Origin of the sequence: Sphingomonas sp. PP-CE-3A-406 (assembly GCF_003688625.1) — a bacterium.
Taxonomy (GTDB): domain Bacteria; phylum Pseudomonadota; class Alphaproteobacteria; order Sphingomonadales; family Sphingomonadaceae; genus Sphingomonas.
The window spans coordinates 876218-900867 of the sequence record NZ_RCWY01000002.1; the positions used below are offsets into that span (position 1 = coordinate 876218).

Sequence of the window (24650 nt, forward strand, 5' to 3'; positions counted from 1 at the left end):
TAGAAGGCGCCGCAATACGGACATCGCCAAAATTCGATCAAAAAAGGGCGACGTCCATTTTGAGAGCAATGAACGGGATGCCGACGCTCACCGAGCGCGCCAGGATGGCGGCTGCACTGTAGGAGTTCGGCATGTCGTTTCGCGTACTGGGAATTGATCCGGACCAGTTCAGCCATCTCTACGAACTGGCCGATGACGATCTGGCGGCCGTCGGGGCGAAGCGGTATGTCGTGAATGCAAAACCCGGTTTTCCTGACCGCATCGAGGTCCGCGATATGGAGATCGGCGAGTGTGCCATCCTGCTCAACTACGAGCATCAGCCAGCCGACACGCCATATCGGTCGCGGCACGCAATTTTCGTTCGCCAAGGCGCAAAGGTCGCGCTGGACATGATCGATGCCATTCCGGAGGTGATCCGCATTCGACCCATCTCGCTGCGTGCCTTCAATGAGCACGGGGAGATGGTAGACGCCGACATCTCAGACGGTGAAGTCCTGGTTCCGCTGATCGAACGGTTCTTCAGCGATCCCGACGTCGCATATCTGCACGCGCATTACGCAAAACGAGGGTGTTACGCCGCTCGTATCATTCGGGCCTGACCTTCTCGATTGAGGATCACGTTCTGCAAAACGGCTAACGCCCCTTGGCGCTGGAACGCCGCCTCTCCGCTGTCCTCCCTTCCGCGGACAGGCCGATAACCAGGCTTGCTGCCGGCTACGATATGCGGTCCCACTCGGCGACGACGGTGCGGTCGCGCTCAAGGGTCGCGATCCGCGCGTGCTCGCTGTGGCAGCGCGCCAAGTCCAGCCGGCGGAGCGCCCAGATTGCCGCACCCCGAACCACCGGGGACTCGTCGGCTAGCAGTTTTACGACGAGTTCGACCAACGCCTGATCGCCGCTGTTGCCGGCTGCGATCAGGGCGTTGCGGACCATCCGGTCGCGGCCGATGCGCTTGATCGGGGAGCCCGCGAAGACCGTGCGGAAGCTCGCGTCGTCGAGTGCGAGGATGTCGGCGAGTTCGGGCGCGACCAGTTCCGCGCGGGGGTGGAAGGCCAGGTTCGCGTTCGCCGCGGCGGCAAACTTGTTCCAGGGGCAAACGGCGAGGCAGTCGTCGCAGCCATAGATGCGGTTGCCGATCGCGGCGCGAAATTCATGCGGGATCGGGCCGGCATGCTCGATCGTCAGGTAGGAGATGCAGCGGCGGGCATCGAGCTGGTACGGCCGCGGGAAGGCGGCGGTCGGGCATGCGGTCTGGCACGCGTCGCAACTGCCGCAGGTGTCGACGCCGCCCTTGTCCGGTTCCAGATCGAGCGTCGTGTAGATCGCGCCGAGGAACAGCCAGCTGCCATGCTCGCGACTGACCAAGTTGGTGTGCTTGCCCTGCCAGCCGAGCCCGGCGGCTTCGGCGAGCGGCTTTTCCATCACCGGCGCGGTGTCGACGAACACTTTCAAGTCGAACGGCGGCAGGTCGCGGCCTGCTTCCGCCGCCAGCCATCGCCCGAGCGCCTTCAACTGCCGCTTCACGACATCGTGATAATCCGGCCCCTGCGCATAGACCGAGATCCGCCCTACCCCGCCCTCGTCCGCCAGCCGGAGCGGATCGTCCTTCGGCGCATAGCTCATGCCGAGCGCGATGACGCTGCGCACCTCGGGCCACAGGCCGGCGGGGCTTTCGCGGTGGTGCTTGCGCTCCTCCATCCAGATCATGTCGCCGTGACGCCCGTCCGCCAGCCATTGGTGGAGCCGCTCGCCCGCGCGCGGCGCCGCGTCCGCATGCGCGATCCCGCACGCGACGAAGCCCAGTTCCGCCGCTTTGGCCTTGAGCCTGTGTTCCAGCTTGTCTTGCGCCACATCCGCCCGCTACCACGACGCCACCCTCGGGAGGAAGATTGCGCGTGAACGATGAATGGGCGGTCACCGCGAACGGGATCGTGAAGCGGTTCGGCGATCGGCGCGTGGTCGACGGGGTAGACATGATGGTGCCGCGCGGCTCGGTGTACGGCGTGCTAGGGCCGAACGGCGCGGGCAAGACGACGACGCTGCGCATGCTGCTCGGGATCATCGAGCCCGACGAGGGTAGCCGCACGCTGCTCGGCTACGACAATCCGCGCGATGCGAGCGACCGGGTCGGCTATCTGCCCGAGGAGCGCGGGCTATATCCGGCAATGAAGGCGCGCGAGGCGATCGCGTTCCTAGGGGCATTGCGTGGGCTCGACTGGAAGACCGGGCGTGAGCGGGCGGTGGTGTTGATGGAGGCGGCAGGACTCGGCCATGCGGTCGACGAGAAGATCCGGAAGCTGTCGAAGGGCATGGCGCAGCTGGTGCAGTTGCTCGGCTCGGTGGTGCACCAGCCCGATTTGCTGGTGCTCGACGAGCCGTTTTCGGGGCTCGATCCGGTCAACCAGGAGCGGCTCGAGAAGCTGATCCTCGCCGAGCGCGATCGCGGCGCGACGATCCTGTTCTCGACGCATATCATGAGCCATGCCGAGCGACTGTGCGATCGACTGGCGATCATCGCCGGCGGGAAGCGACGGTTCGAAGGCACGGTCGCGGACGCGCGAGGTATATTGCCGCAACGCGTTCACTACACGCCGCACCGCCCCGATCCGGCGATCCGCGGCGTGCTGCCGGTGGATGCGGTGGCGGACGGGGATAGCTGGCGGTTCGAGCTGCCGAACGAAGGAATCGAGAGCTTGCTCGTGAGACTGATCGACGCGGGATACGGGATTTCAGGGCTGTCGATCGAGCGGCCCGGCTTGCACGAGGCGTTCGTCCGGATCGTCGGTCAGCATGGCATCGCGCCTATGGAGGACGCGGCATGAGCCGGTTCCGTCGCACCCTTCGCCAGACCTTCACGATCGCGCGCCGCGATTTCATTGCCACGGTGTTCACGCCGATCTTCCTGCTGTTCCTGTTCGCGCCGGTCATCATGGGATCGTTCGGCGCGATCGGCGGACTGGGCGCGGCAAGCGTCAGCGGCGGCGCGCAGGACAAGACGCGGATCATCGCGATCGTCCCCACCACTACCGCGCGGCCGATCGACGAAGCCGACACGCGCCTGCGTGGCATGTTCCGCGAAGACGAAGCGCCTCCCGAACTGTCGATCGTCGCGCCGACCGCCGATCCCGCGGCGCAAGCCCGGGCTGCATTCGAGACCAAGGACGTCGATGCGTCCGCGGTACTGTACGGCCCGCTCGATGCGCCGCAGATCCTGTACGGACCGCGCGGGCGGCGTTCGGCGGATTATCTCGGGTTGCTCGCACAGACGACGCTCGCCGCGCAGAAGCTCGGCGGCACGCTGCCGATGATCGCCGCGACCAAGACGCCGGTCACGCGCTCGACCACGTCGGTCGGTGGGCAGCATCAATCCGCCTTCTTCGCGGTATTCGGGATATTCTTCCTGACGCTGTTCCTGTCGGGCCAGGTCGTCGGCACGATGGCCGAGGAGCGCAACAACAAGGTGATCGAAGTGCTCGCCGCTGCGGTGCCGCTGGAGTCCGTATTCTTCGGCAAGCTGATCGGGATGTTCGGCGTGGCGGTGCTGTTCGTCGCGTTCTGGGGCACCGTCGTCAGCCAGATCACGTCGTTGATGCCAGCAGCAGCCGCGGTCGCGCTGGGCGACCTGACGCCGGCGGTCGGCGCTCCGATGTTCGCGGTCCTGTTCGCGGCGTATTTCAGCATGGCGTATCTGCTGCTCGGGTCGGTATTCCTCGGCGTAGGCGCGCAGGCGACGACGATGCGCGAGATCCAGATGCTGTCGTTACCGATCACGATCCTTCAGGTTGCGATGTTCGGGCTGTCCTCGGCAGCGGCATCGCGGCCGGGCAGCTGGATCGCCACCGCCGCCGAGCTGTTCCCGCTGTCGTCGCCATTCGCGATGGCCGGGCACGCAGCGAACTCGCCGGAATTGTGGCCGCACGTCGCGGCGCTGGCGTGGCAGGCCTTGTGGGTGACGATCTTCATCACGGTTGGCGCACGGCTGTTCCGAAGGGGCGTGCTGCAGTCCGGAAGCGCGCGGCCGTTCTGGCGGCGCAAGGCGAAGGCAGTAGCTTAACCGTTCTCCTGCGAACGCGGGAGCCCAGGACCGCGAGGGATGGTATTTGTTACCCTGGACTCCTGCATTCGCAGGAGAACAGCGCCTATTGACATAAGTGTTAGCAAAGCTTCTCCTGCTGCAAAACACGGGAGAGAGACGATGGCGACTCTGGCAAGAGACGTGGCGCAACACACAGTCGATCCGCTCGATGTGAGCCGCGCCGAACTCTACCGCGACGACCTCTGGCAGGCGCCGTTCGCGCAACTCCGCGCCGAAGCCCCCGTCCATTACGTCGAGCAGTCCGACTACGGCCCTTATTGGTCGGTCTCCAGCTACAAGGGCATCGTCGAGGTCGAGTCTCTCCCCGATCTCTACTCCTCCGAAGCCGGCGGGATCACGATCGCCGATTTCGTCGCCGAGCGCGACGTCCGCATGCCGATGTTCATCGCGCGCGATCGCCCGGTGCATACCGGCCAGCGCCGCACCGTCGCGCCGGCCTTCACGCCGAGCGAGATGACGCGGATGTCGGGCGATATCCGGCGGCGGACCGCCGACATGCTCGACAGCCTGCCGTGGAACACGCCGTTCGACTGGGTCGATACCGTCGCGATCGAACTGACCACGCAGATGCTCGCGATCCTGTTCGACTTCCCCTGGGCGGACCGGCGGAAACTGACGTTGTGGTCGGACTGGGCGGGCGATATCGAGATCGTAAAGAACGAGGAACTGCGCGGACAGCGGCTCGCATACATGTTCGAATGCGGGTCGTACTTCAAAGGTCTGTGGGACGCGAAGATCGACAAGGCGCCGACGCCCGACCTGATCTCGATGATGATCCATTCGGACGCGATGAGCCACATGGATCACAACGAATTCATTGGAAACCTCATCCTGCTGATCGTCGGCGGCAATGACACGACGCGCAATTCGATGTCCGCGCTTGCCTATGGCCTCGACAAGTTCCCCGAGTCGCGCGCGAAGCTTGAGGCGGATCCGACGCTGATCCCCAACGCGGTCAGCGAGATCCTGCGCTGGCAGACCCCGCTCGCGCACATGCGGCGCACCGCGACCGCGGACGCGGAACTGATGGGGCAGCAGATCAAGGCGGGGGACAAGCTCGCGCTCTGGTACATCTCGGCGAACCGCGACGAGAGCGTGTTCGGCGACGATGCGGATGCGATCGTGGTGGATCGGCCGAACGCACGGCGGCATCTGGCTTTCGGCCACGGCATCCACCGCTGCGTCGGCGCGCGGCTGGCGGAGATGCAGATCGCAATTTTGCTGGAGGAGATGGCCGCCCGCCGCATGCGGATCAACGTGCTCGCCGAACCGACGCGGGTCGCCGCGTGCTTCGTCCACGGGTATCGCACGCTGCCGGTGGAAATCAGCAAATACTGAGGCTCACCCCCCGTCATCCTGGGCTCGACCCAGGATCCAGAGTCCCGCACGGCCCGCCTGATACTCTGGATCCTGACTTTCATCAGGATGACAGGGTGTTTCGGCCGCCTCCTGTTCGCCGACGGAATCGTACTTATATCATGACCATGACCCATGCCTCTTCAGACCGCCGCGCTTTCCTCACGCTCGCCGGAGCAGGCGTCGCCGGCTTCGCGCTCTGGGGGTGCACGTCGCAGCCCGCGCAGGCCGCCGAGCGGTTCGAGGTCACGCTGACCGACGCGCAGTGGCGCAAGAAGCTGTCGCCGGATGCGTATGATACGCTGCGCAAGGATGCCACCGAGCGCCCCTATTCGAGCCCGCTCAACGGCGAGCATCGGGCGGGGATCTTCTCGTGCGGCGGCTGCGCGCTGCCGAACTTCTCGTCGAAGACCAAGTTCGAGAGCGGGACGGGGTGGCCGAGCTTCTGGCAGCCACTGCCGAACGCGGTGCGGACGCGGGTGGATTCGACGATGGGGATGGGGCGGACCGAGGTCCATTGCAGGCGATGCGGCGGGCATCTGGGGCACGTGTTCGACGATGGGCCGAAGCCGACGGGTAAGCGGTACTGCATGAATGGCGATGCGTTGACGTTCAAGGCTGCATGAGGGGGTGCAGTTGAACGTGTTCGACGCATCACACTGCTGAGCAAGTAGAATGTTCCCCCGCGAAGGCGGGGGTCCAGACTGGGCTCCCGCCTTCGCGGGAGATCAAGAAGCTAGCAGATCAGTGCTCGGCCTTATGGCACCTCCCCGGCGGAGGCCGGGGTCCAGTTGGGCGGCGTCGCTAACGAAGGTGGCGAGCTGTTACTGCGACCTTTCCAACTGGGCCCCGGCCTTCGCCGGAGTGGTCGCCTAATTGGACCGTCGGGGAGCGATCAGTAGCGAAACTTTGGATGTAGAGCGCGGACTGACGCAACCGCCACCACACCCAGACAACCCTCAGTTCGCCTCGTTCACCAGCGTGAAGATGCCGCGGGGATCGGTCGGGCCGTGCTGGATCGTCGCAAGCTGCGTAGCGTTGGCGCGCTGAGCTGCGGAGACAGTGCGGCTCGCCATCTGGAACGAAGGCTGCGCCGGCGCATCGAACGTATCACCAGCAGGCGCGTGGCCCGAATAGATGAAGCCCTTGGTCGGATAGGCCGAGGTGCCGAGGTCGCCCTGCGGACCGTACCAGACCTTGACCATGCTCCAGTCGCCGGCGTCGGACACGTCGACCGCGCGGACATTGGTCTCGATCGCGCCTGGGCGCGACCAGTTGGCATGCGTCAGGAGGACTTCGCGGTCGCTGACGACCTTCGAGACCATCGCGACATGGCCGACGCGCATCCGCAAGGTCGGCGAGAAGGCGAGGACCGAGCCGGCCTTCGGGGTGTGGCCACGCTCGTAGCGACCCTCGGCCTGGCTCCACCAGGTGTTGGCGTTGCCGCGAATTTCGATGCCCGACACCGAGCGAGCGAACGTCACGCACTGCCAAAACTGAGCCGCAGCAGGGGTGGCCGTCATCAGGCCGCACGATACCACCAGCGCAAAACGCGCTGCTAACGCCTTGAAATTCATCGAGACCCCCCGGCCAAAACCCGTTTGTCGCAGTCTGGCTACGGGAGGTTCGATTTAATTGGAAGCCGTGCGGGAACCATATCCGACGAAGCGTGTTACCGCGCCGACCAACGCCCGAAATGGCGTCCAGACAGGCTCAGTTCATGAGTTTCCAACCGGTTATGCGGTCGACGGTGACCTGCGTGACCGCATGATAGCCCGGCCGCGCCTTGCCGTAGATCTGCATCGCCAGCTTGTGGCCCCAGTCGCCGGAGTCCATCATCTGCTGGAACAGCGGCGCGACGAACTTCCGCCGGCCCTGCGAAGTCAGGAACTGCTCGGCCGAGGCGTCGGCGGGCGCATAGTGATTGGCGAGCGCGAGTTGCAGCCAGGCGAAGCGGATCTCGGAGTTGCCCGTCGTGTTCCAGCCGAACGCGGTGTCGAGCGTCTTCAACCGCTCGGCCGGGAGTTTCCGCGGCAATTGCGTGATGAACCGCGTGATTTCCTGCGTGGTCGCCTTGCCCGGAACGCCCGAAACCGGTCCGCCCGCAGCGTACGCCTTCGCCGCCGAATCGACTGCGGGGAACGCGGCGGACGTCACATGCACCGCGTTCGCGGGGATGCCGGGGCTGTAGACCCAGGCATCGACGCCGATCGTCTTGGCTTCGGCGGGAGTCAGCAGCTTCGACTTGAGGTCGGCAAGGAAGCCGGCGCTGGTCTGAGGCTGGAAGGCGTGGCGGTCGAAATAGCTGCGCAGATACGCGTCCCATCGCGCGCGGCCGACCTGCTTCTCGATCGTGCGGAGGAACGCCGCGCCCTTGTCGTAGGCGATCTGCGTCATGCCGTCGTCGGGATCGCGCGAGGCGTCGAGATCGAGGTGGAGCTGCGTGTCCTTGGCCGCGGGACCGCCCGCCTCCTTCACCGCGGCGAGCATGTCGGTCCAGGCGAGGTCGGCCTCCATGTCGGCGCGGCGCTTGCCGTAGAGCGCCTCCATGATTCGGTTCTCGAAATAGCTGGTGAAGCCTTCGTTGAGCCAGAAATCATCCCAGGTCGCGTTGGTCACTAGGTTGCCGGACCAGCTGTGCGCGAGTTCGTGCGCGATCAGCGAGACGAGGCTGCGGTCGCCGGCGATCGCGGTCGGCGTGGCGAAGGTGAGCGTCGGGTTCTCCATGCCGCCGAACGGGAACGACGGCGGCAGGACCAGCACGTCGTAGCGGCCCCAGCGATACGGACCGTACAGCCCCTCGGCGGCGGCGACGAACTTCTCGAGCTCGCCGAATTCGTACGCGGCCTTGGGCAGGGTCGCGGGCTCGGCCCAGATGCCGGTGCGCGGGCCGGTCGACTTGAACGCGATGTCGCCGACCGCAAGCGCGATGAGGTAGGGCGCGACGGGCTTGTCCATCTTGTACTGGAACGTGCAGCGATCGGCAGCGCAGGTCGGCTTGCCGGTCGCGAGCCCGCTCATCACCGCGGTGAGTTGCTTGGGGACGGCGATCTTGGCCTCCCAGGTCTGGCGGATGCCGGGGGAGTCCTGCGTCGGGATCCAGCTGCGGTTGAGGATCGCCTCGCCCTGGCTGAACAGGAACGGCTGTTTCTTGCCCGCGGTCTGCGCAGGGGTGAGCCATTGCAGCGCCTTCGCGTCGGGCGACGAGGCATAGGCGATGCGGATTTTCCTGGCGCCGTTAAGCGTGACGGTCAGCGGCGCGCCGTGGATCTTGTCGACCGCGCCGACCGAGTAGGGGAGCGGTTTGCCGGCGGCGTCGGTGATGTTGACGATCTTCAGGCCGTTGTCGTCCAGCACGACCTGTTTAGCACCGGGGGCCGCGAGGATGTCGAGCGTGGCGATGCCTCGGATGACGTGCGTGTCGAAGTCGGCGGCGAGATCGAGCGAGACGTGCGTGACGCGCGCCTCGGCGGGGCGGGCGTAGCTATGCGGGTCGTGCCCGTCGGGGGTGGTGAGGACCGGCGCGACCGTCTGCGCGACGGCGGGGGATGCGAGGACGAGACCGAGGGCGGTGGCTAGAGCGGGGATGCGCATGGGAACTCCGATGTCGCCGTTCCTCGATATAGGGACGGCCAAGCTTGGGTCCTAACGTGCGGGTCCCGTTGCTGGAAGGGTGAGACGATCGCGGTTTTGCATCCTCCCCCGCAAGGGGGAGGTGTCGTCGAAGGTAACGGAGGGAGGATCCGGAACGCACGTTTCGCATGCCTCCCCCTCCGTCTGGCAAGGGCCAGCCACCTCCCCCTGGCGGGGGAGGATCATCGGAAGCCGTGGCTCCTAGCTCTCGTGAACTGTGTTCGTTGCCAGTCGCGCCAACCGCGCCTCGTGCTCGACGCGGCCGAACGGAAAGCGGGAGAAGAAGAACGCCGAGACGCACGCCAGCGCGATGTAGAGGCCGGCGTAGATCAGCGTGAGGCGATCGATCGTTCCCACCGGGACCGTCCCCGGCATAGCCTTGGCCGGGAACCCCGCCACCGCGAGGATCATCCCCGCGGAAAAGATGCCGATCCCGCTGGTGCATTTCTGGACGAAGAACGAGCCCGCGAAGAACACGCCTTCGGACCGCCGGCCGGTCTTCGCTTCCGAATCCTCGACCACGTCGGCCATCATCGACGCGCCGAGGATGAACCCGGTGACGTTCGACGCGGTGCCGAGGATGAAGAAGCCGAACAGCATCGGCAGCAGCGTGGGATCGCCGACGTCGGGAAACACGCCGAGCATCCGCACCCAGTACGGCGAGGTATTGAGCGCCGCACCCAGCAGCACCGCGCCCATCGCCGCCTTGGGCTTGCTCCCCGTCCTGCCGAGCCGGGGCGCGGCGAGAAACGCGAGGAACACGCCCGAGAACAGCGCGATCGTCAGGTAGACGAACACCGGCCCCTTGAAGCCCCAGACATAGGTGTAGAGGTAGTTCGACATCGCATAGCTGATGCCCTGGATCGTGTACGCGCAGACACCCGCGGCCATCAGGATCGCGAAGGCGCGGTTCTTCACGGTCTGGCGGAGTTCGGCGAAGGACTCGCGCAAGGTCTGCTTGGCGATCGGCGGGTTCGGGAGATGCCTGATCTCGTGGTGCGTGCCGAGCGCGGAGACGAGAATCGCTACGCCGATGAACAGCGCGCCCGCCAGCGCGAAGCCGCCGTAACCGGCGCGGTTGAGCAGGCCGTTCGGGAACGCCGCGGTGGGCGCGAGGAAATACTGGTACGCCGACAGCAACATCAGCAGCCCGCCGACCCAACCGAACAGATAGCGATAGGCCATGATCCGCGTGCGCTCGTCATACCCCGACGTCAGCTCGGGGGTCAGCGCGACCGACGGCACCTCGTAGCAACTCACCGCGCTACGCACGATCACCGCCATGACGAACAGCCAGATCAGCGTCTGCGGCTCCGACATCACCGAGGGCGGGTTCCACAGCAGCAGCCAGCCGATCATGATCGGCAGCGCAGACGCGTACATCCACGGATGCCGCCGGCCCCACCGCGTGCGCGTGCGATCGGAGAAGAAGCCCACCGCCGGATCGACGAACGCGTCGATCAGCAGCGCCATCATGATGACGAGCCCGACGGTGGCGGACGGCAGCCCGACGACCTGGTTGTAGAACAGCAGCAGGAACGTGCCGAACCCGGCGTCCTTCACCCCATACGCGACCGCGCCGAAGCCGTAGCTCGCCATCGTGCCGTTGGAGAGGCGGCGGGCGGGTGCCGTCATTTCAATTTATCGAGCATGGCGAACAGCGAGGGTTGCGCAGGGTCCCAGCTCGGCCGCGTGCCGATCGTCATGCCGCCATCGACCAGGATGTGCGTGCCGGTGATGAAGCTCGCATCGTCGCTCACCAGGAACGCGACCGCGGCGGCGATGTCCTCGCTGGTGCCGGGGCGGCGGATCGGCTGCGCGTCGGCAGCGATATGCGCGATCATCGCGTCGGCCTGCGTCGTCTTTGCGGCGTCGAGTTCAAGCGTGCGCGTGAAGATGTTGGTGACGATGAAGCCGGGCACGACCGCGTTCACGCGGATCTTGTGCTGCGCGAGATCGGCGGCGGCCTGCTTGGTAAGGTGAAGCACGCCGGCCTTGGCGGTGGAATAGGCGGTCGGCGCGTAGCCGGTGCCGAGCGCGGACACCGACGAGGTGTTGACGATCGCGCCGCCGCCGCGCTTCGCCATGAGCGGTGCGGCATAGCGGATGCCGAGCGCGACCGAGCGAAGAAGCAGCGCTTGCGTGCGGTCCCAGTCCTCCGAGGAAATTTCGCCGATCGGGTCGCGCGAGCCGCCCGCGCCGGCGTTGTTGAACAGGATGTCGAGCCCGCCCGCGTCGTCGGCAGTCTGCATCAGCGCCTCGATATCGGCCGCCTGGAGCACGTCGGTACGCTGGAACAGGATCCGCCCGCCCGAGGTGTCGGCGATCGCGCGGCCACCGGCCTCGTCGATGTCGCCGATCAGAACGGTAGCGCCTTCATCGGCGAGTCGCAGCGCGGTCGCTCGGCCGATGCCGGACGCGCCGCCGGTCACGACGGCACGCTTGCCTGAAAACCTCACACGCTCTCTCCTATTTTTGGCGAGCATAGTACGGGCTTTGCACTCGTCAATGACGCCTCGTTCGAAAAACGGGTTTGCGGCAAGAGGCGCTCGGCGATACCAAGCGCGCAAACATTCGGAGGATGCGTGATGGATACGACCAACCTGTTCCGGCTCGACGGCCGCGTCGCGCTGATCACCGGCGGCAGCCGCGGGATCGGCAAGATGATCGCCGCCGGCTTCATCGCGCAGGGGGCCAAGGTGTATATCTCGTCGCGCAAGGCCGATGTGTGCGAGGCCGCGGCGGCGGAACTCGGGCCGAACTGCATCGCATTGCCGCAGGACGTATCCACCGTGGCAGGGTGCAAGGCGCTGGCCGCGCAGTTCGCCGAGCATGAGTCGCAGCTCGATATCCTCGTCAACAACGCGGGCGCGGCGTGGGGCGTGCCGTTCGAGGAGTTTTCGGAGGTCGGCTGGGACAAGGTCATGGACCTGAACGTCAAGTCGCCGTTCTTCCTGACGCAGGCGCTGCATGCCGCGTTGAAGGCTTCGGGATCGCGCGCAAAGCCGGCGAAAGTGATCAATATCACGTCGATCGACGGCCAGCGCCTGAACCCGTGGGAGACGTACAGCTATCACGCGTCGAAGTCGGCGCTGATCTATCTGACGAAACGGATGGCGGCGCGGCTGGTGACGGATTCGATCAACGTCACCTCGATCGCGCCGGGGGCGTTTGCGAGCGACATGAACAAGGCCGCGCGCGATCACGGCGATGCGGTGGCGCAGGGGATCCCGGCGAAGCGCGTCGGGGTGGACGAGGATATGGCCGGGGCTGCGATCTACCTCGCCAGCCGCGCCGGGGATTACGTGATCGGCGAGACGATTACCGTCGATGGAGGCCTGGTCCACGCGTCACTAGGCACAAGCATCGACGCCTGAGGTTCTGCGTCCCTCGCCCTCCGGGGAGAGGGAGGGAGGAGCGCTTGCGACGGAAGGGAGAGGGGCTTTGGGACGAACCGTCCCGAGCCTCACTCCCCTCTCCCTTCCCACCGCAAGTGCGGCGGGCCCCTTCCCTCTCCCCGCAGGGGCGAGGGAGTTTACCGGGCGATGCCGCCTGCTGCGAGAACGGCCAGCGTCACCAGTTCACTCGCGGTCGACGTCATCGGCGCGACCTGGACCGGCTTTTCCATGCCGATCAGCATCGGCCCGATAACCGAGTCGCCGCCGAGTTCCCGCAACAACTTCGCCGAGATATGCGCCGACTGAAGCCCTGGCATGATCAGCACGTTCGCCGGGCCAGACAGCCGCGCGAACGGATAGTTCGCCAGCTGCTTCGGATTCAGCGCAACATCCGGCGCCATCTCACCCTCGTATTCGAACCCGACTTTCCGGCCGTCCAGCACCGTCACCGCATCGCGGATGTTGTCGAGCCACTCCCCCTTCGGATTGCCGAAGTTCGAATAGCTCAGGAACGCCACGCGAGGCTCATGCCCCATCCGGCGCGCGACCGCCGCGGTCTGCTCGGCGAAGTCGGCCAGCTGCTCGGCGGTCGGGCGCTCGTTGACCGTCGTGTCGGCAATAAACACCGTGTGGCTCTGCCCGACCAGCAGGTGGATACCGAACGGCGTCTTCCCCGCCGCCGGATCGATCACGCGATAAATCTGGCGCATCGTCTCGCCGTACGTGCGCGTGATGCCGGTGATCATCGCGTCGCCTTCGCCGAGCTGGAGCAGCAGCGCGCCGAAGATGTTGCGGTCCTGGTTGACCATCCGCTCGCAATCGCGGCGCAGATAGCCGCGACGCTGGAGCCGTGAATACAGGAAGTCGACCATCCGCGGCACGAGCGGCGAGACGCGGCTGTTGTGGAGTTCGAAGCTCTCCGGATCGGTGACGCCGAGCGCGCGCAACCGGTCGGGCACGTCGTCGCGGCCGACCAGAACCGGGGTGCCGTAGCCGCCTTCCTTGAACGCGATGGCGGCGCGGAGGACGACTTCCTCCTCGCCTTCCGCGAAGATCACGCGCTTGGGATGCGCGCGCGCGCCTTCATACGCCATCGACAGGACCGAGGTGGTCGGGTTGAGGCGTGCTCTCAAAGAATGGCGATACGCTTCGATGTCGAGGATCGGCTTGGTGGCGACGCCCGAGGCCATCGCCGCCTTGGCGACCGCGACGGGGACGACTTCCATCAGGCGCGGATCGAACGGCGCGGGGATGATGTACGCGGGGCCGAAGCTGTGGCTGACGCCGTATGCCGCGGCGACCTCCTCCGGCACGCGTTCGCGCGCGAGTTCGGCGATCGCGTTGGCGGCGGCGATCTTCATCGCGTCGTTGATGCCGGTCGCGCGGACGTCCAATGCCCCGCGGAAGATGAACGGGAAGCCCAGCACGTTGTTGACCTGGTTCGGATAATCCGAGCGCCCGGTCGCGACGATCGCATCGGGGCGCGCGGCCATCGCCAGTTCGGGGCGGATTTCCGGCTCGGGATTGGCCATCGCGAAGATGATCGGTGCGGGGGCCATGTCCTTGACCATCTCCGGCGTCAGCGAGCCCGCCGCGGAGAGCCCCAGGAACACGTCGGCGCCGACCAGCGCCTCGGTCAGCGTGCGCGTTTCGGTCACCGCGGCGTGCGCCGACTTCCACTGGTCGACGCCCTCGCGACCCTGGTAGATCACGCCTTTCCGGTCGCAGAGGATGACGTTGTCGCCGCGCACGCCCATCGCCTTGACGAGTTCGGTGCAGGCGATCGCCGCGGCGCCGGCGCCGTTGACGACGATCTTGACCTCGGAGAGTTTCCGCCCGGTGAGCAGGCACGCGTTGATCAGGCCGGCGGCGGTGATGATCGCGGTGCCGTGCTGGTCGTCATGGAAAACGGGGATGTTCATCCGCTCGCGCAAAGCCTGCTCGATGATGAAGCATTCGGGCGCCTTGATGTCCTCGAGGTTGATGCCGCCGAACGTCGGCTCCATCAGCTCGACCGCGTCGATGAAGCGGTTCACGTCCTCGGTCTTCAGCTCGATGTCGATCGCGTCGACGTCGGCGAAGCGCTTGAAGAGGACCGCCTTGCCTTCCATCACCGGCTTGCTGGCGAGCGGCCCGAGATTGCCCATGCCGAGGATCGCGGTGCCGTTCGAGATGACCGCGACGAGGTTTCCCTTCGCGGTGTAGTCGTAGACGGTGGCGGGATCGTCGTAGATCGCCTGCACCGGCACCGCGACGCCGGGAGAGTATGCGAGCGCAAGATCGCGCTGCGTCGCCATCGGCTTCGACGCGATGATCTCGATCTTCCCCGGACGGCCTTCCGAATGGAACAGCAAGGCTTCGCGTTCGGAGAATTGCAGCGTTTCGTCGGACATGGGCGGGCCTCGCGCGGTCGTTAGGTTTGGAGGACCTTCTAGGCAGGTGGTCGCCGTTCGTCACCCCGGACACTTCGCTCTATTGGGTGGCCGCCACCTACCAGCACCACCCCGGCGAAGGCCGGGGTGGTGCTGGTGCGGGGAAAGAAACTCCTTCTCCCCCTTGGGGAGAAGGTGGCGCGCCTGCGCCGGATGAGGGGTGGTTGGGGTGCGCGCCCGGGCCTCACGCCCCCTCACCCTCCCACGCTTCGCGCGGGCCCCTCCCTCTCCCCAAGGGGAGAGGGGTTTTATGGGGCGCGGCTTTTCGCTACCCGCACCGTGATGTCGCACCCCGCCCCTACCCCCATGATGACGCAGTATCTCGGCTTGAAGGCGGAGGCGCAGGATTGCTTGTTGTTCTACCGGATGGGCGATTTCTTCGAACTGTTCATGGACGACGCGAGGATCGCAGCCGGCGTGCTCGACATCGCGCTGACCGCGCGCGGCGAGCATGAGGGCAGGCCGATCCCGATGTGCGGCGTGCCGGTGCATGCGGCGACGGTGTACCTGCAACGCCTGATCAAAGCCGGCCACCGCGTCGCGATCGCCGAGCAGGTCGAGAGCCCGGCGGAGGCGAAGGCGCGCGGCGGATCGAAGGCGCTCGTCGCACGCGCGATCGTCCGCGTGGTGACCGCGGGGACGCTGACCGAGGAGGCGCTTCTCGACGCGCGTTCGGACAATTGGTGCGTGGCGATCGGCGAGGCTGGCGGGTCGGTAGCGATCGCCGCGGCGGACGTGTCGACCGGGCGGTTCGAGATCGTCGAGGTTGCGGGGGACGCGGTCGAGGCGGAACTCGCGCGGCTCGGTGCGGCGGAAGTGGTGGCTTCGGAGGCTAGCGCCTTCGAGGAGGCGGCTACCACGCTGCGACCGAAGATCGACTTCGACAGCGGCGCGGGCGAGGCGCGGCTGAAGCGGGTATACGGCGTGGCGACGCTCGACGGATTCGGCCAGTTCGGCCGCGCAGGGCTCGCCGCGGCAGGAGGCCTGGTCGCGTATCTGGAGCATAATGCGAAGGGCACGATGCCCTTTCTCCGTCCCCCGCGGATCGGTCGCGCAGCGGAGACGATGGCGATCGACGCGGCCACGCGGGAGAGCCTCGAACTCACCTGCACCACCGGCGGCGTGCGCAAAGGCAGTCTGCTCGACGCGGTCGACCGGACCGTGACCGGCGCCGGCGCGCGGTTGCTCGGCGCGGATCTCGGCGCGCCGTTGATGGACAAGGCGGCGATCGATGCGCGGCTCGACCTAGTGCGACTGTTCCATGACGACCAGGCGGCGCGCGAGCGGTTGCGGTCGACGTTGCGCGCGCTGCCCGACATCGGCCGCGCGCTCGGGCGACTGGCGGCGGGGCGTGGCGGCCCGCGCGATCTGGGGCAATTGCGCGACGGGCTGGACGGCGCCTGGAGCCTCGGCGAGCGGATGGACGGGATCGGCGATCCGCCGGTGCTGCTCCGGGACATCGCGCCCAGATTGCGCGGGCATGGCGCGCTGATCGACCTGCTCAAGCGCGCGCTGGTGCCGTCGCCACCGATCGAGGCATCGGACGGCGGCTATATCGCGGCAGGCTATGACGCGGTGCTCGACGACCTGCGCGATGCCAGCGCTGGCGGGCGGCGGGCGATCGCGGCGCTGGAGACGGAGTTTCGCACCGCGACCGGCGTCACCGCGCTGAAGATCCGCCACAACGGCGTGCTCGGCTATCATGTCGAGGTCCCCGCGCGGGCCGCGGATCCATTGATGAGGCCCGAGAGCGGCTTCACGCATCGCCAGACGCTCGCGGGCGTGGTCCGGTTCAATACGCCAGCGCTGCACGACGTCGCGGCGAAGGTGTCGCAGGCCGGCGCGCATGCACTGGCGGCGGAGGCAGCGCATCTCGAGGAACTCACCGCGCAGGCTCTGGCCGGGCGCGATGCGATTGCGGCGACCGCGGATGCGCTCGCGCGGCTCGACGTCGCGGCAGGGCTGGCCGAGCGTGCAGCGGAAGGCGCCTGGGCGCGGCCTTCGCTGGTCGATCACGCGTGTTTCGAGATCGAGGGCGGCCGGCATCCGGTGGTCGAGGCGGCTGTCGCGAAGTCGGGCGACCGGTTCGTCGCCAACGATTGCAATCTGTCGGAGGCGTCGCGGCTGTGGCTCGTCACCGGCCCGAACATGGGTGGTAAATCGACCTTCCTCCGCCAGAATGCGCTGATCGCAGTCCTCGCACAGGCGGGGTCGTACGTGCCCGCGACCAAGGCCACGCTGGGGCTGGTCGACCGGCTGTTCAGCCGCGTCGGGGCATCGGACAACCTCGCACGCGGGCGGTCGACGTTCATGGTCGAGATGGTCGAAACCGCGGCAATCCTCGCACAGGCGACGCCCCGGTCGTTCGTGATCCTCGACGAGGTCGGCCGCGGGACTTCGACCTATGACGGCCTCGCGATCGCCTGGGCGGTGGTCGAGGCGATCCACGAAGACAACCGGTGCAGGTGTCTGTTCGCAACGCATTATCACGAGCTGACGCGGTTGGCGGAGCGCTGCGAGGCACTGTCGTTGCATCATGTCCGCGCGCGAGAATGGAAGGGGGAGCTGGTGCTGCTCCACGAACTCGCCGACGGCCCGGCGGATCGGAGCTATGGGCTCGCGGTCGCGCGGCTGGCGGGGATGTCGCCGGTGACGGTCGCGCGCGCGAAGGCTGTGCTGGCGAAGCTCGAGGCCGGACGCGCGAAGACTGGTGGGCTGGCCGCCGGGCTGGATGACCTGCCGTTGTTCGCTGCGGCGGCGCAGGTTGAGGAGGCGGCATGCGACGTGTTGCGCGAGGATCTGGCGAAACTCGATATCGATGCGATGAGTCCGCGCGATGCGCTGGACGCGCTGTACCGGTTGAAGGCGTTGGCGAACGAGGGCTAACCCCCTCCCCGTCCACGCCGTCATCCTGGGCTCGACCCAGGATCCAGAGCCAAGAATGTTGCGGTTCGCGGCTCTGGATCCCAGCGTTCGCTGGGATGACGACACGGGAATAGCCAGAGCGTAGGTTCTTGATCCCGCGTCCTAGTATCTCACGATACGTCGATGCTAGGCGGCGGCCGGATTTAGCGGAGTGCCGAGCGTTGGGCGGACATCATCACGGACATGACCATTCGCATGGTCACTCGCACGGCGGCGGCGGCCACGGCCACGGCGGCCACAGCCACGCCCCCGCCTCGTTCGACCGCGCGTTCGCGATCGGCATCGGTCTCAACATCGTCTTCGTCGTCGTCGAAGCCCTTGTCGGCCTGCGCATCGACTCGGTCGCGCTGCTCGCCGACGCGGCCCACAATCTGTGCGACGTGCTCGGCCTCGTCGTCGCCTGGGGCGGCACGATGCTCGCGCGCACCGCACCGACCAAGCGCTACACCTACGGGCTGAAAGGCTCGACGATCCTCGCCGCGCTGGCCAACGCATTGCTGTTGCTGGTCGCGCTCGGCGCGATCGTGCTGGAGGCGTCGCAGCGCTTCTCCGATCCCGCCCCCACCGCCGGCCTTACCGTATCGATGGTCGCGGGCATCGGCATCGCCGTCAACGCGTTCACCGCGTGGATGTTCGCACGCGGCCGCAAGGGCGACGTCAACATCCGCGGCGCGTACCTCCACATGGCCGCCGACGCGCTGGTGTCGGCGGGCGTGGTGATCGCCGGCTTCGTGATCTGGCGCACCGGCCTCACCTGGATCGACCCTGCGGTCAGCATCGTCATCGCGATCCTGATCTTCTGGCAGACCTGGGGCCTGCTCCGCGAGACCGTCGAAATGTCGCTGTCCGCCGTCCCCCGTGGGATCGAGTTCGACCATGTCGACGAGGCGTTGTGCAGCCTGCCCGGCGTCACCGAGATCCACGATCTCCACATCTGGCCGATGAGCACCACCGAACCCGTCCTAACCGCGCACCTGGTGATGCCCGCCGGCCACCCCGGCGACCGGTTCCTCAGCGACGCCAGGACGATGCTCCATGATAAATTCGGCATCGGCCACGCGACGTTGCAGGTCGAAACAGGCAACGGCCACGACTGTTCGATGGCGGACTCGGCGACTGTTTGAATTTCGCCGTTCGAACTTCGGCGTCTGAACTTGGGATTCCAAACCTAGCTGTTTGAACTTTCCGGTGCCGCACGGGTTACTCTGTCACGCATCAGGAGCAAAGTTCATGAAGAAGCATCTTATCGCAGCGTTGATGTCGGTCGCCGTCGCAGCGCCGGCCATGCTGCCGACCGCCGCGACCGCGCAGCGTTACGACGATCGCCGCGACAACAACGACCGTCGCGATCGTGACGATCGCCGTTTCAACAACGACCGCCGCGGTAACGATCGCAACTGGCGTGGAGACGACCGCAACTGGGATCCGTCGCGCAGCTATCAGGACGGCAAGTACCGCGAGCGCCGCCTCGGCCGCAACGACCGGATCTATCGTGGTCGCGACGGTCGCGCCTATTGCAAGCGCAACGACGGTTCGACCGGGCTGGTGATCGGTGCGCTCGGCGGTGGCGTGCTGGCGAACCTGATCGGTGGCGGCACGCTCGGCACGCTGGCGGGTGCCGGTGGTGGCGCACTGCTCGGCCGCTCGGTCGACCGCGGCAACGTGAAGTGCCGCTGAGCTTCAGCCGACGCTAGAAACGACGACGGCGGCCGAGCGATCGGCCGCCGTTTTTGTGTCCCGACAAACGCCGTTCGTGCTGAGCGAAGTCGAAGCACCTGCGCTTTGGTCAGACCCTTCGACTTCGCTCAGGGCGAACGGAAGGGTCTAGTACGCGCGAGCGACCGCGAACTCGACCGCCTCGATCATCGCGTCCTTGGCGGCACCGTTCGCAAAGCCACCGATCGAATCGATCGCGCGCTGGCCATAATGCCGTGCCCTGGCAAACGTATCGTCGATCGCACGGGTCGAGCGGATCAGGCGGATCGCATGCTGGAGATCGGCGTCGCTGTCGCGGCGGCCTTCGACCGCATCCTTCCAGAACGCACGGTCCTCGGCCGAGCCACGTGCATAGGCGAGGATCACCGGGAGCGTCATCTTCCCCTCGCGGAAGTCGTCACCCGCGTCCTTGCCCATCGTGTCGGCGTCCGAGACATAGTCGATCGCGTCGTCGACCAGTTGGAACGCGATGCCCAGGTTACGGCCATACGCGTCGAGCGCAGCCTCTTCCGCCTCGGGGCGCTCGGCGACCACCGCCGAAATCCGGCACGCGGCCGCGAACAGCGCCGCGGTCTTGGCGCCGATGATGTCGAGATAGCGCTCCTCGCCGAGATCGACGCGGCGCGCGGCGGTCAACTGATTGACCTCGCCCTCGGCGATCACCGCGCTGGTCGACGATAGGATCTTGAGCGCCTTGAGGCTGCCGGCCTCGACCATCAGTTCGAAGCTGCGGCTGAACAGGAAATCGCCGACCAGCACGCTGGCCGGGTTACCCCAGATGATGTTGGCGGTGCGCTTGCCGCGGCGCAGGTCCGAGCCGTCGACGACGTCGTCGTGCAGCAGCGTCGCAGTGTGGATGAACTCGACCGCGGCGGCGAGCAGGTGATGCTGCGTCCCCGCATAGCCGATCAGCTGCGCGCTCGCGAGCGTCAGCATCGGCCGCATCCGCTTGCCGCCGCCGGCGATCAGATGACCCGCGAGTTCGGGGATCAGCGGGATTTCCGACTGCATCCGGCCGCGGATCACCGCATTGACCTGGTCCATGTCGCCGGTGACGAGTTTGACCATCGGGTCCAGCGACGGCTGGGACTCGGGATTGGGACGTACGGTTTCGAGGCGGTGGACGGTGGCGCTCATCTCCCCGAGCCTCTGCCGCCTATGCCCCTGCAAAGCAACCCTTGCCGACCCTCGGCTCACCCCGGCCCACCACGTCTTGCCCCGCGGACATCTTGCCGATCCGGCCGTATCCTCCCAAAAGGCGCGCCGAACCAACGAAAGGGTGTTTTAGGTGGCTGACGACCTGTTGACCGGATATCGCCAGAGCATCGACAATATCGATGCGGCCCTCATCCACATGCTCGCCGAGCGGTTCAAGGTGACGCAGGCGGTGGGCCGGCACAAGGCGACCCACGGCCTGCCCGCCGCCGATCCCGGCCGCGAGGAGCGCCAGATCGCGCGGTTGCGGCATCTCGCGTCGGAGGCGCAGCTCGATCCGGAATTCTCGGAAAAGTTTCTGCGCTTCATCATCGACGAGGTCATCCGTCACCACGAGCAGCTTGCGCACGATCCGGCCTGAACCGCGCCCGCTTCGCCGGCCGGTCCACCCGCGGCGGTCGTCAGGCGCGACGTGACGGAATCGTCACGGCTGCTCCATCTCGCGATCATCCCGTCCTTGGTAGGGCAGCGATGATGACGGGTCTTCGGCGTGCTCTGATCGGACTCGTGGTCCTGGCGATGATCGCGACGGGGTTCATGGGCTGGCTGGGCTATTTCGGCGGCCCGGTGTTCACGGACGTCCCCGCGACCAATGCGTCCCCCACCACTGCTAAGCGCCCGTTCGCCGCGGTGCTGCTGACCAGCGATGTCGGCTACAGGATCGGCATGGCGCCAGAAATCGCACAGCGACTGGCGGCAAACGGCGTGCCGGTAGTCGCGGTCAACACGCTGACGTATCTGCGCAAGACCCGGACACCCGCCGACATCACGCGATTGATCGCGGATGCCGAACGCCGCGCGTTGCGGCTGGGCCAGACCGACAAGGTCGTGCTGATCGGCCAGTCGTTCGGCGCGGACATGCTGCACGTCGGGCTGATCGACCTGCCCGCCGACCTGCGCGCGAAAATCGTGCGGGTGGCGCTGATCGTGCCCGAGGACAACGTCCAGTTCCGCGCCTCGCCGAGCGAGATCTTCGATCTCTGGACGCCGACGATCGATGCCCTGCCGACCGCACGGCGATTGACCTGGGTGCCGCTGCTGTGCGTGCATGGCCAGGAGGAAACCGGCAGCCTGTGCCCCTTGCTGACACAGCCCAATGTGCAAAACGTGGCGTTGCCCGGCGGACATCCGCTTCACCGCGACGCCGATGCGCTCTACGATGTCCTCGCGCGGTTCGTGTTCGCGCGCTGAGGGGTCGTCGATGAGCTTGCCAATGCCGGACACTATCGGGGCCGGGGAACAGACACGTCCGCCTCGTAGCGGGACTCGGGTTCGGAAACACGGTTTGCGCAGGTCATGACGACGCGACCCACGCTCGTCCGGATCCGCGACTGGATCGCGCATCGCCGCGGCATGCTGATCGCGCTCGCGGTGCTGCTCGTCGCGGTGCTCGGCTTCGCGGCGATCCACAAGCTGACCGCGGAAATCCGCCTGTCCGAGGTGCGTACGGCGTTCGCCGCGCTCGGCTGGCCCGCGCTGTCGGCGTCGATCGGCCTGACTGTCGTCAGCTACATCGCGCTGACCTTCTACGACACGATCGCACTCAGAGTGATCGGTCATCCGCTACCCTGGCGGACCGCCGCCGTCGCGTCGTTCACCAGCTACACGATCAGCCACAATCTCGGGCTCGCGATGCTGACCGGCGGATCGGCGCGCTATCGCGTCTACAGCCGCGCCGGGCTGGACGAGGCGGGGGTCGCGCGCGTCGTCCTAATCGCCGGGGTGACGTTCTGGGCGGGGGTGATCAGCGTCGCGTGCCTGTCGATGGCGATCCATCCGGGAATGCTGCCGATCGTCCACTGGACGCTGCCGCCACTGCTGGAGCGTGCGATCGGGATCGGCATCCCGCTGGCGATGCTGGCGATCGTCCTGCGCTATCGCCAGGGCGGTTCGATCGGGCTGCTGGGCTGGCGGCTCCCCCTGCCCGACGCGCGCCAGGCGCTCGCGCTGCTGCTGGTGTCGACGGTCGATCTCGCAGCGGCGAGCGCAGCGCTGTTCGTGCTGCTCCCGAACGCGTCCCCGGACCTCTATCCGGTGCTGTTCCTCGGCTATGCGGTGGCGATCGTCGTCGCGCTGATCAGCCATGTGCCGGGCGGGCTTGGCGTGTTCGAGGCGGTGATCATCGCGACGATGCCGCAGAACAACGCGACCATCCTCGCCGCGCTGCTCGCCTATCGGATCATCTATTACGTCGCGCCGCTGATCCTGGCGGCGGTGCTGCTCGCGTTCCACGAAGGCCGGCAATGGCGCAAGCGGGCGCGCGCGCCGGATCAGGAAGGCCGCGGCACCGATCCGCTGACGATCGCGCTGCCGTTGGCGCCGTTGCTGCTCGGCGTGCTCGTCTTCATGAGCGGCGCGATGCTGCTGGTCTCGGGTGCGCTGCCCGCCGCGCCCGGCCGGATGAACGCGCTGGCGACGATCCTGCCGTTGCCGATCAGCGAGATGGCGCATGTCGCGGCCAGCCTCGTCGGCGTCATGCTGCTGTTCGTGGCGCTCGGGCTCTACCGCCGGCTCGACGGTGCCTTCTGGGCGGCGCGGACGCTGCTCATCGCTGGCGCGCTGCTGTCGATCGCCAAGGGCTTCGATTACGAGGAGGCGACCGTCCTGTTGCTGACCGCCGCCGCACTGCAATGGACGCGCGGCGCGTTCTACCGGCGGACGCGGCTGACCGCGGAGCCGTTGTCGCCCGAATGGCTGGTCGGGGTCGGCGCGGCGATCGGCCTGTCGGTGCTGATCGGGTTCTTCGCATACCACCGCGTCGGCTATTCGAGCAATCTGTGGTGGGAGTTCGAGACCAACGCTAACGCCTCGCGGTTCCTGCGCACCAGCCTTGCGGTCGGACTGCTGCTGATCGGTGCGGCGATCTGGCGGCTGTTCGCGGCGGCCCCCGTGCCGCTCGTCCACGACGTGCTGCCCGACGACGTGGCGGAGGCCGCGCTGGCGCATGCCGACCGGACCGACGCGATGCTCGCCTTCACCGGCGACAAGCGCTTCCTGGTGTCGGACAGCCGCGACGCGTTCCTGATGTACCAGGTCAAGGGCGCGAGCTGGATCGTGATCGGCGATCCCGTCGGCCCGGCCGAGGCGTGGTCTGAACTGCTCTGGGCGATCCGCGCGCGGGCCGATGCCGCGCAAGGGCGACTGCTGCTGTACCAGATCGGCCTGCGCATCGTCCCGATCGCGATCGAGATGGGGCTGAAGCTCGTCAAGTACGGTGAGGAGGCGACCGTCGAACTCGGCGGCTTCACGCTCGAGACCCCCGATATGCGCAGCGTGCGCAAGGCAAGCCGGGTCGCCGAGCGCGCCGGCGCCGAGTTCGCGGTCGTGCGGGCCGCTGACATGCCCGCGATCCTGCCCGAATTGCAGGCGATCTCGGACTGGTGGCTGGCCGACAAGGATCATGCCGAGAAGAGCTTCAGCGTCGGCCGGTTCGAACCCGGCTACCTGACGACGTTCGATTGCGCGGTGGTGCGGATCGAGGGGCGGATCGTCGCCTTCGCCAATATCTGGGCGACCCCGAACGGCCATGAATTGTCGGTCGACCTGATGCGTCACGCAGAGGACATGCCGCAGGGGGGCATGGACTTCCTGTTCACCCGGCTGATGCTGTGGGGCCACGAGCATGGCTATCGCAATTTCTCGCTCGGGATGGCGCCGCTGTCGGGGATCGAGGCGCGGCGGCTGTCGCCGACCTGGTCGAAGGTGGCGGCGTTCCTGTTCCGCCACGGCGAGCGATTCTACGGGTTCGCGGGCCTGCGCGCATACAAGGAGAAGTTCAGGCCGAACTGGACGCCGCGCTACATCGCCTCGCCGGGCGGCACGTCGCTGTTGCGCGGGCTGATCGATTTGCAGGCTTTGGTGAGTCGGTAAGGCTTGCTA

Annotated in this window: 19 protein-coding genes; 12 read left to right on the forward strand and 7 right to left on the reverse strand. The window is 66.9% G+C overall.

Going from position 1 to position 24650, the window contains the following annotated elements:
• The first annotated feature begins 131 nt into the window (after nt 1–131).
• Nucleotides 132–599 carry a DUF1203 domain-containing protein gene (locus tag C8J44_RS10540; RefSeq protein WP_121904429.1) on the forward strand — a complete coding sequence of 156 codons (468 nt, stop codon included), beginning with the start codon at nt 132–134 and terminating at the stop codon, nt 597–599.
• Between the two features lie 115 nt (nt 600–714).
• Here C8J44_RS10540 and queG read toward each other — a convergent pair whose 3' ends face one another.
• Nucleotides 715–1851, reverse strand: coding sequence for a tRNA epoxyqueuosine(34) reductase QueG (gene queG, locus C8J44_RS10545; protein WP_121904430.1), 1137 nt, complete (start codon nt 1849–1851; stop codon nt 715–717).
• Between the two features lie 38 nt (nt 1852–1889).
• Between queG and C8J44_RS10550 the strand changes: the two genes are divergently transcribed.
• The 4 genes from C8J44_RS10550 to msrB all read left to right on the forward strand — a co-directional run bounded on the left by C8J44_RS10550 (nt 1890) and on the right by msrB (nt 6078).
• Nucleotides 1890–2822 (forward strand): ABC transporter ATP-binding protein, encoded by a 933-nt coding sequence (locus tag C8J44_RS10550; protein ID WP_404969197.1) that lies wholly within the window; start codon nt 1890–1892, stop codon nt 2820–2822.
• On the forward strand, nt 2819–4054 hold the full coding sequence (locus tag C8J44_RS10555; RefSeq protein WP_121904432.1) for an ABC transporter permease: 1236 nt from the start codon (nt 2819–2821) through the stop codon (nt 4052–4054). The genes C8J44_RS10550 and C8J44_RS10555 overlap by 4 nt, the downstream gene beginning before the upstream one ends.
• Before the next feature lie 141 nt (nt 4055–4195).
• Nucleotides 4196–5434 carry a cytochrome P450 gene (locus C8J44_RS10560; RefSeq protein ID WP_121904433.1) on the forward strand — a complete coding sequence of 413 codons (1239 nt, stop codon included), beginning with the start codon at nt 4196–4198 and terminating at the stop codon, nt 5432–5434.
• 146 nt (nt 5435–5580) lie between these two features.
• Nucleotides 5581–6078 (forward strand): peptide-methionine (R)-S-oxide reductase MsrB, encoded by a 498-nt coding sequence (gene msrB / locus C8J44_RS10565; protein WP_121904702.1) that lies wholly within the window; start codon nt 5581–5583, stop codon nt 6076–6078.
• Between the two features lie 333 nt (nt 6079–6411).
• Here msrB and C8J44_RS10570 read toward each other — a convergent pair whose 3' ends face one another.
• From C8J44_RS10570 to C8J44_RS10585, 4 genes are all read right to left on the reverse strand, one after another.
• The gene (locus tag C8J44_RS10570; protein ID WP_121904434.1) at nt 6412–7029 is read right to left on the reverse strand and encodes a CHAP domain-containing protein; all 618 of its coding nucleotides are present in this window, start codon (nt 7027–7029) and stop codon (nt 6412–6414) included.
• A 136-nt stretch (nt 7030–7165) separates the two neighbouring features.
• On the reverse strand, nt 7166–9046 hold the full coding sequence (locus tag C8J44_RS10575; protein WP_121904435.1) for a M1 family metallopeptidase: 1881 nt from the start codon (nt 9044–9046) through the stop codon (nt 7166–7168).
• A gap of 240 nt (nt 9047–9286) precedes the next feature.
• Nucleotides 9287–10720 carry an MFS transporter gene (locus C8J44_RS10580; RefSeq protein ID WP_259466799.1) on the reverse strand — a complete coding sequence of 478 codons (1434 nt, stop codon included), beginning with the start codon at nt 10718–10720 and terminating at the stop codon, nt 9287–9289.
• Entirely contained in the window at nt 10717–11544 is an 828-nt protein-coding gene (locus tag C8J44_RS10585) for an SDR family NAD(P)-dependent oxidoreductase (protein ID WP_121904436.1), read from the reverse strand. Before C8J44_RS10585 ends, C8J44_RS10580 begins: the two co-directional genes overlap by 4 nt.
• A 129-nt stretch (nt 11545–11673) precedes the next feature.
• Here C8J44_RS10585 and C8J44_RS10590 point away from each other — a divergent pair, with 129 nt between their 5' ends.
• Entirely contained in the window at nt 11674–12462 is a 789-nt protein-coding gene (locus tag C8J44_RS10590) for an SDR family oxidoreductase (protein ID WP_121904437.1), read from the forward strand.
• Nucleotides 12463–12620: 158 nt separating this feature from the next.
• On the opposite strand, the gene C8J44_RS10595 is transcribed toward C8J44_RS10590, so the two are convergent.
• On the reverse strand, nt 12621–14876 hold the full coding sequence (locus tag C8J44_RS10595; protein WP_056052149.1) for an NADP-dependent malic enzyme: 2256 nt from the start codon (nt 14874–14876) through the stop codon (nt 12621–12623).
• Between the two features lie 345 nt (nt 14877–15221).
• On the opposite strand from C8J44_RS10595, the gene mutS reads away from it, so the two are divergent.
• The 3 genes from mutS to C8J44_RS10610 all read left to right on the forward strand — a co-directional run bounded on the left by mutS (nt 15222) and on the right by C8J44_RS10610 (nt 19517).
• Entirely contained in the window at nt 15222–17801 is a 2580-nt protein-coding gene (mutS, locus tag C8J44_RS10600; protein ID WP_121904438.1) for a DNA mismatch repair protein MutS, read from the forward strand.
• A gap of 200 nt (nt 17802–18001) precedes the next feature.
• On the forward strand, nt 18002–18964 hold the full coding sequence (locus C8J44_RS10605) for a cation diffusion facilitator family transporter (RefSeq protein WP_121904439.1): 963 nt from the start codon (nt 18002–18004) through the stop codon (nt 18962–18964).
• A gap of 106 nt (nt 18965–19070) precedes the next feature.
• A complete protein-coding gene (locus C8J44_RS10610; protein ID WP_183128754.1) occupies nt 19071–19517 on the forward strand; it encodes a glycine zipper 2TM domain-containing protein in 447 nt (148 codons plus the stop codon).
• Nucleotides 19518–19664: 147 nt separating this feature from the next.
• Here C8J44_RS10610 and C8J44_RS10615 read toward each other — a convergent pair whose 3' ends face one another.
• A complete protein-coding gene (locus C8J44_RS10615; protein ID WP_056052161.1) occupies nt 19665–20693 on the reverse strand; it encodes a polyprenyl synthetase family protein in 1029 nt (342 codons plus the stop codon).
• A gap of 151 nt (nt 20694–20844) precedes the next feature.
• Between C8J44_RS10615 and C8J44_RS10620 the strand changes: the two genes are divergently transcribed.
• The 3 genes from C8J44_RS10620 (at nt 20845) to mprF (ending at nt 24641) form a co-directional block, all read left to right on the forward strand.
• Complete coding sequence (locus C8J44_RS10620; protein WP_060526366.1) at nt 20845–21132, forward strand: chorismate mutase; 288 nt, start codon at nt 20845–20847, stop codon at nt 21130–21132.
• Nucleotides 21133–21245: 113 nt separating this feature from the next.
• Entirely contained in the window at nt 21246–21962 is a 717-nt protein-coding gene (locus C8J44_RS10625; RefSeq protein WP_259466800.1) for a virulence factor, read from the forward strand.
• Nucleotides 21963–22067: 105 nt separating this feature from the next.
• Nucleotides 22068–24641: a bifunctional lysylphosphatidylglycerol flippase/synthetase MprF gene (gene mprF, locus C8J44_RS10630; RefSeq protein ID WP_220683102.1), complete on the forward strand. Its 2574-nt coding sequence runs from the start codon at nt 22068–22070 to the stop codon at nt 24639–24641.
• Nucleotides 24642–24650: the final 9 nt, after the last annotated feature.

Bases quoted from the DNA above. Each gene is read 5' to 3' on its own strand.
- C8J44_RS10570 (WP_121904434.1), bottom strand. From the start codon at position 7,029: ATGAATTTCAAGGCGTTAGCAGCGCGTTTTGCGCTGGTGGTATCGTGC.
- mutS (WP_121904438.1), top strand. From the start codon at position 15,222: ATGATGACGCAGTATCTCGGCTTGAAGGCGGAGGCGCAGGATTGCTTG.
- msrB (WP_121904702.1), top strand. From the start codon at position 5,581: ATGACCCATGCCTCTTCAGACCGCCGCGCTTTCCTCACGCTCGCCGGA.
- C8J44_RS10540 (WP_121904429.1), top strand. From the start codon at position 132: ATGTCGTTTCGCGTACTGGGAATTGATCCGGACCAGTTCAGCCATCTC.
- C8J44_RS10555 (WP_121904432.1), top strand. From the start codon at position 2,819: ATGAGCCGGTTCCGTCGCACCCTTCGCCAGACCTTCACGATCGCGCGC.
- C8J44_RS10590 (WP_121904437.1), top strand. From the start codon at position 11,674: ATGGATACGACCAACCTGTTCCGGCTCGACGGCCGCGTCGCGCTGATC.
- C8J44_RS10610 (WP_183128754.1), top strand. From the start codon at position 19,071: ATGAAGAAGCATCTTATCGCAGCGTTGATGTCGGTCGCCGTCGCAGCG.
- C8J44_RS10575 (WP_121904435.1), bottom strand. From the start codon at position 9,046: ATGCGCATCCCCGCTCTAGCCACCGCCCTCGGTCTCGTCCTCGCATCC.
- C8J44_RS10560 (WP_121904433.1), top strand. From the start codon at position 4,196: ATGGCGACTCTGGCAAGAGACGTGGCGCAACACACAGTCGATCCGCTC.
- C8J44_RS10625 (WP_259466800.1), top strand. From the start codon at position 21,246: ATGACGGGTCTTCGGCGTGCTCTGATCGGACTCGTGGTCCTGGCGATG.
- C8J44_RS10580 (WP_259466799.1), bottom strand. From the start codon at position 10,720: ATGACGGCACCCGCCCGCCGCCTCTCCAACGGCACGATGGCGAGCTAC.
- mprF (WP_220683102.1), top strand. From the start codon at position 22,068: ATGACGACGCGACCCACGCTCGTCCGGATCCGCGACTGGATCGCGCAT.
- C8J44_RS10595 (WP_056052149.1), bottom strand. From the start codon at position 14,876: ATGTCCGACGAAACGCTGCAATTCTCCGAACGCGAAGCCTTGCTGTTC.
- C8J44_RS10615 (WP_056052161.1), bottom strand. From the start codon at position 20,693: ATGAGCGCCACCGTCCACCGCCTCGAAACCGTACGTCCCAATCCCGAG.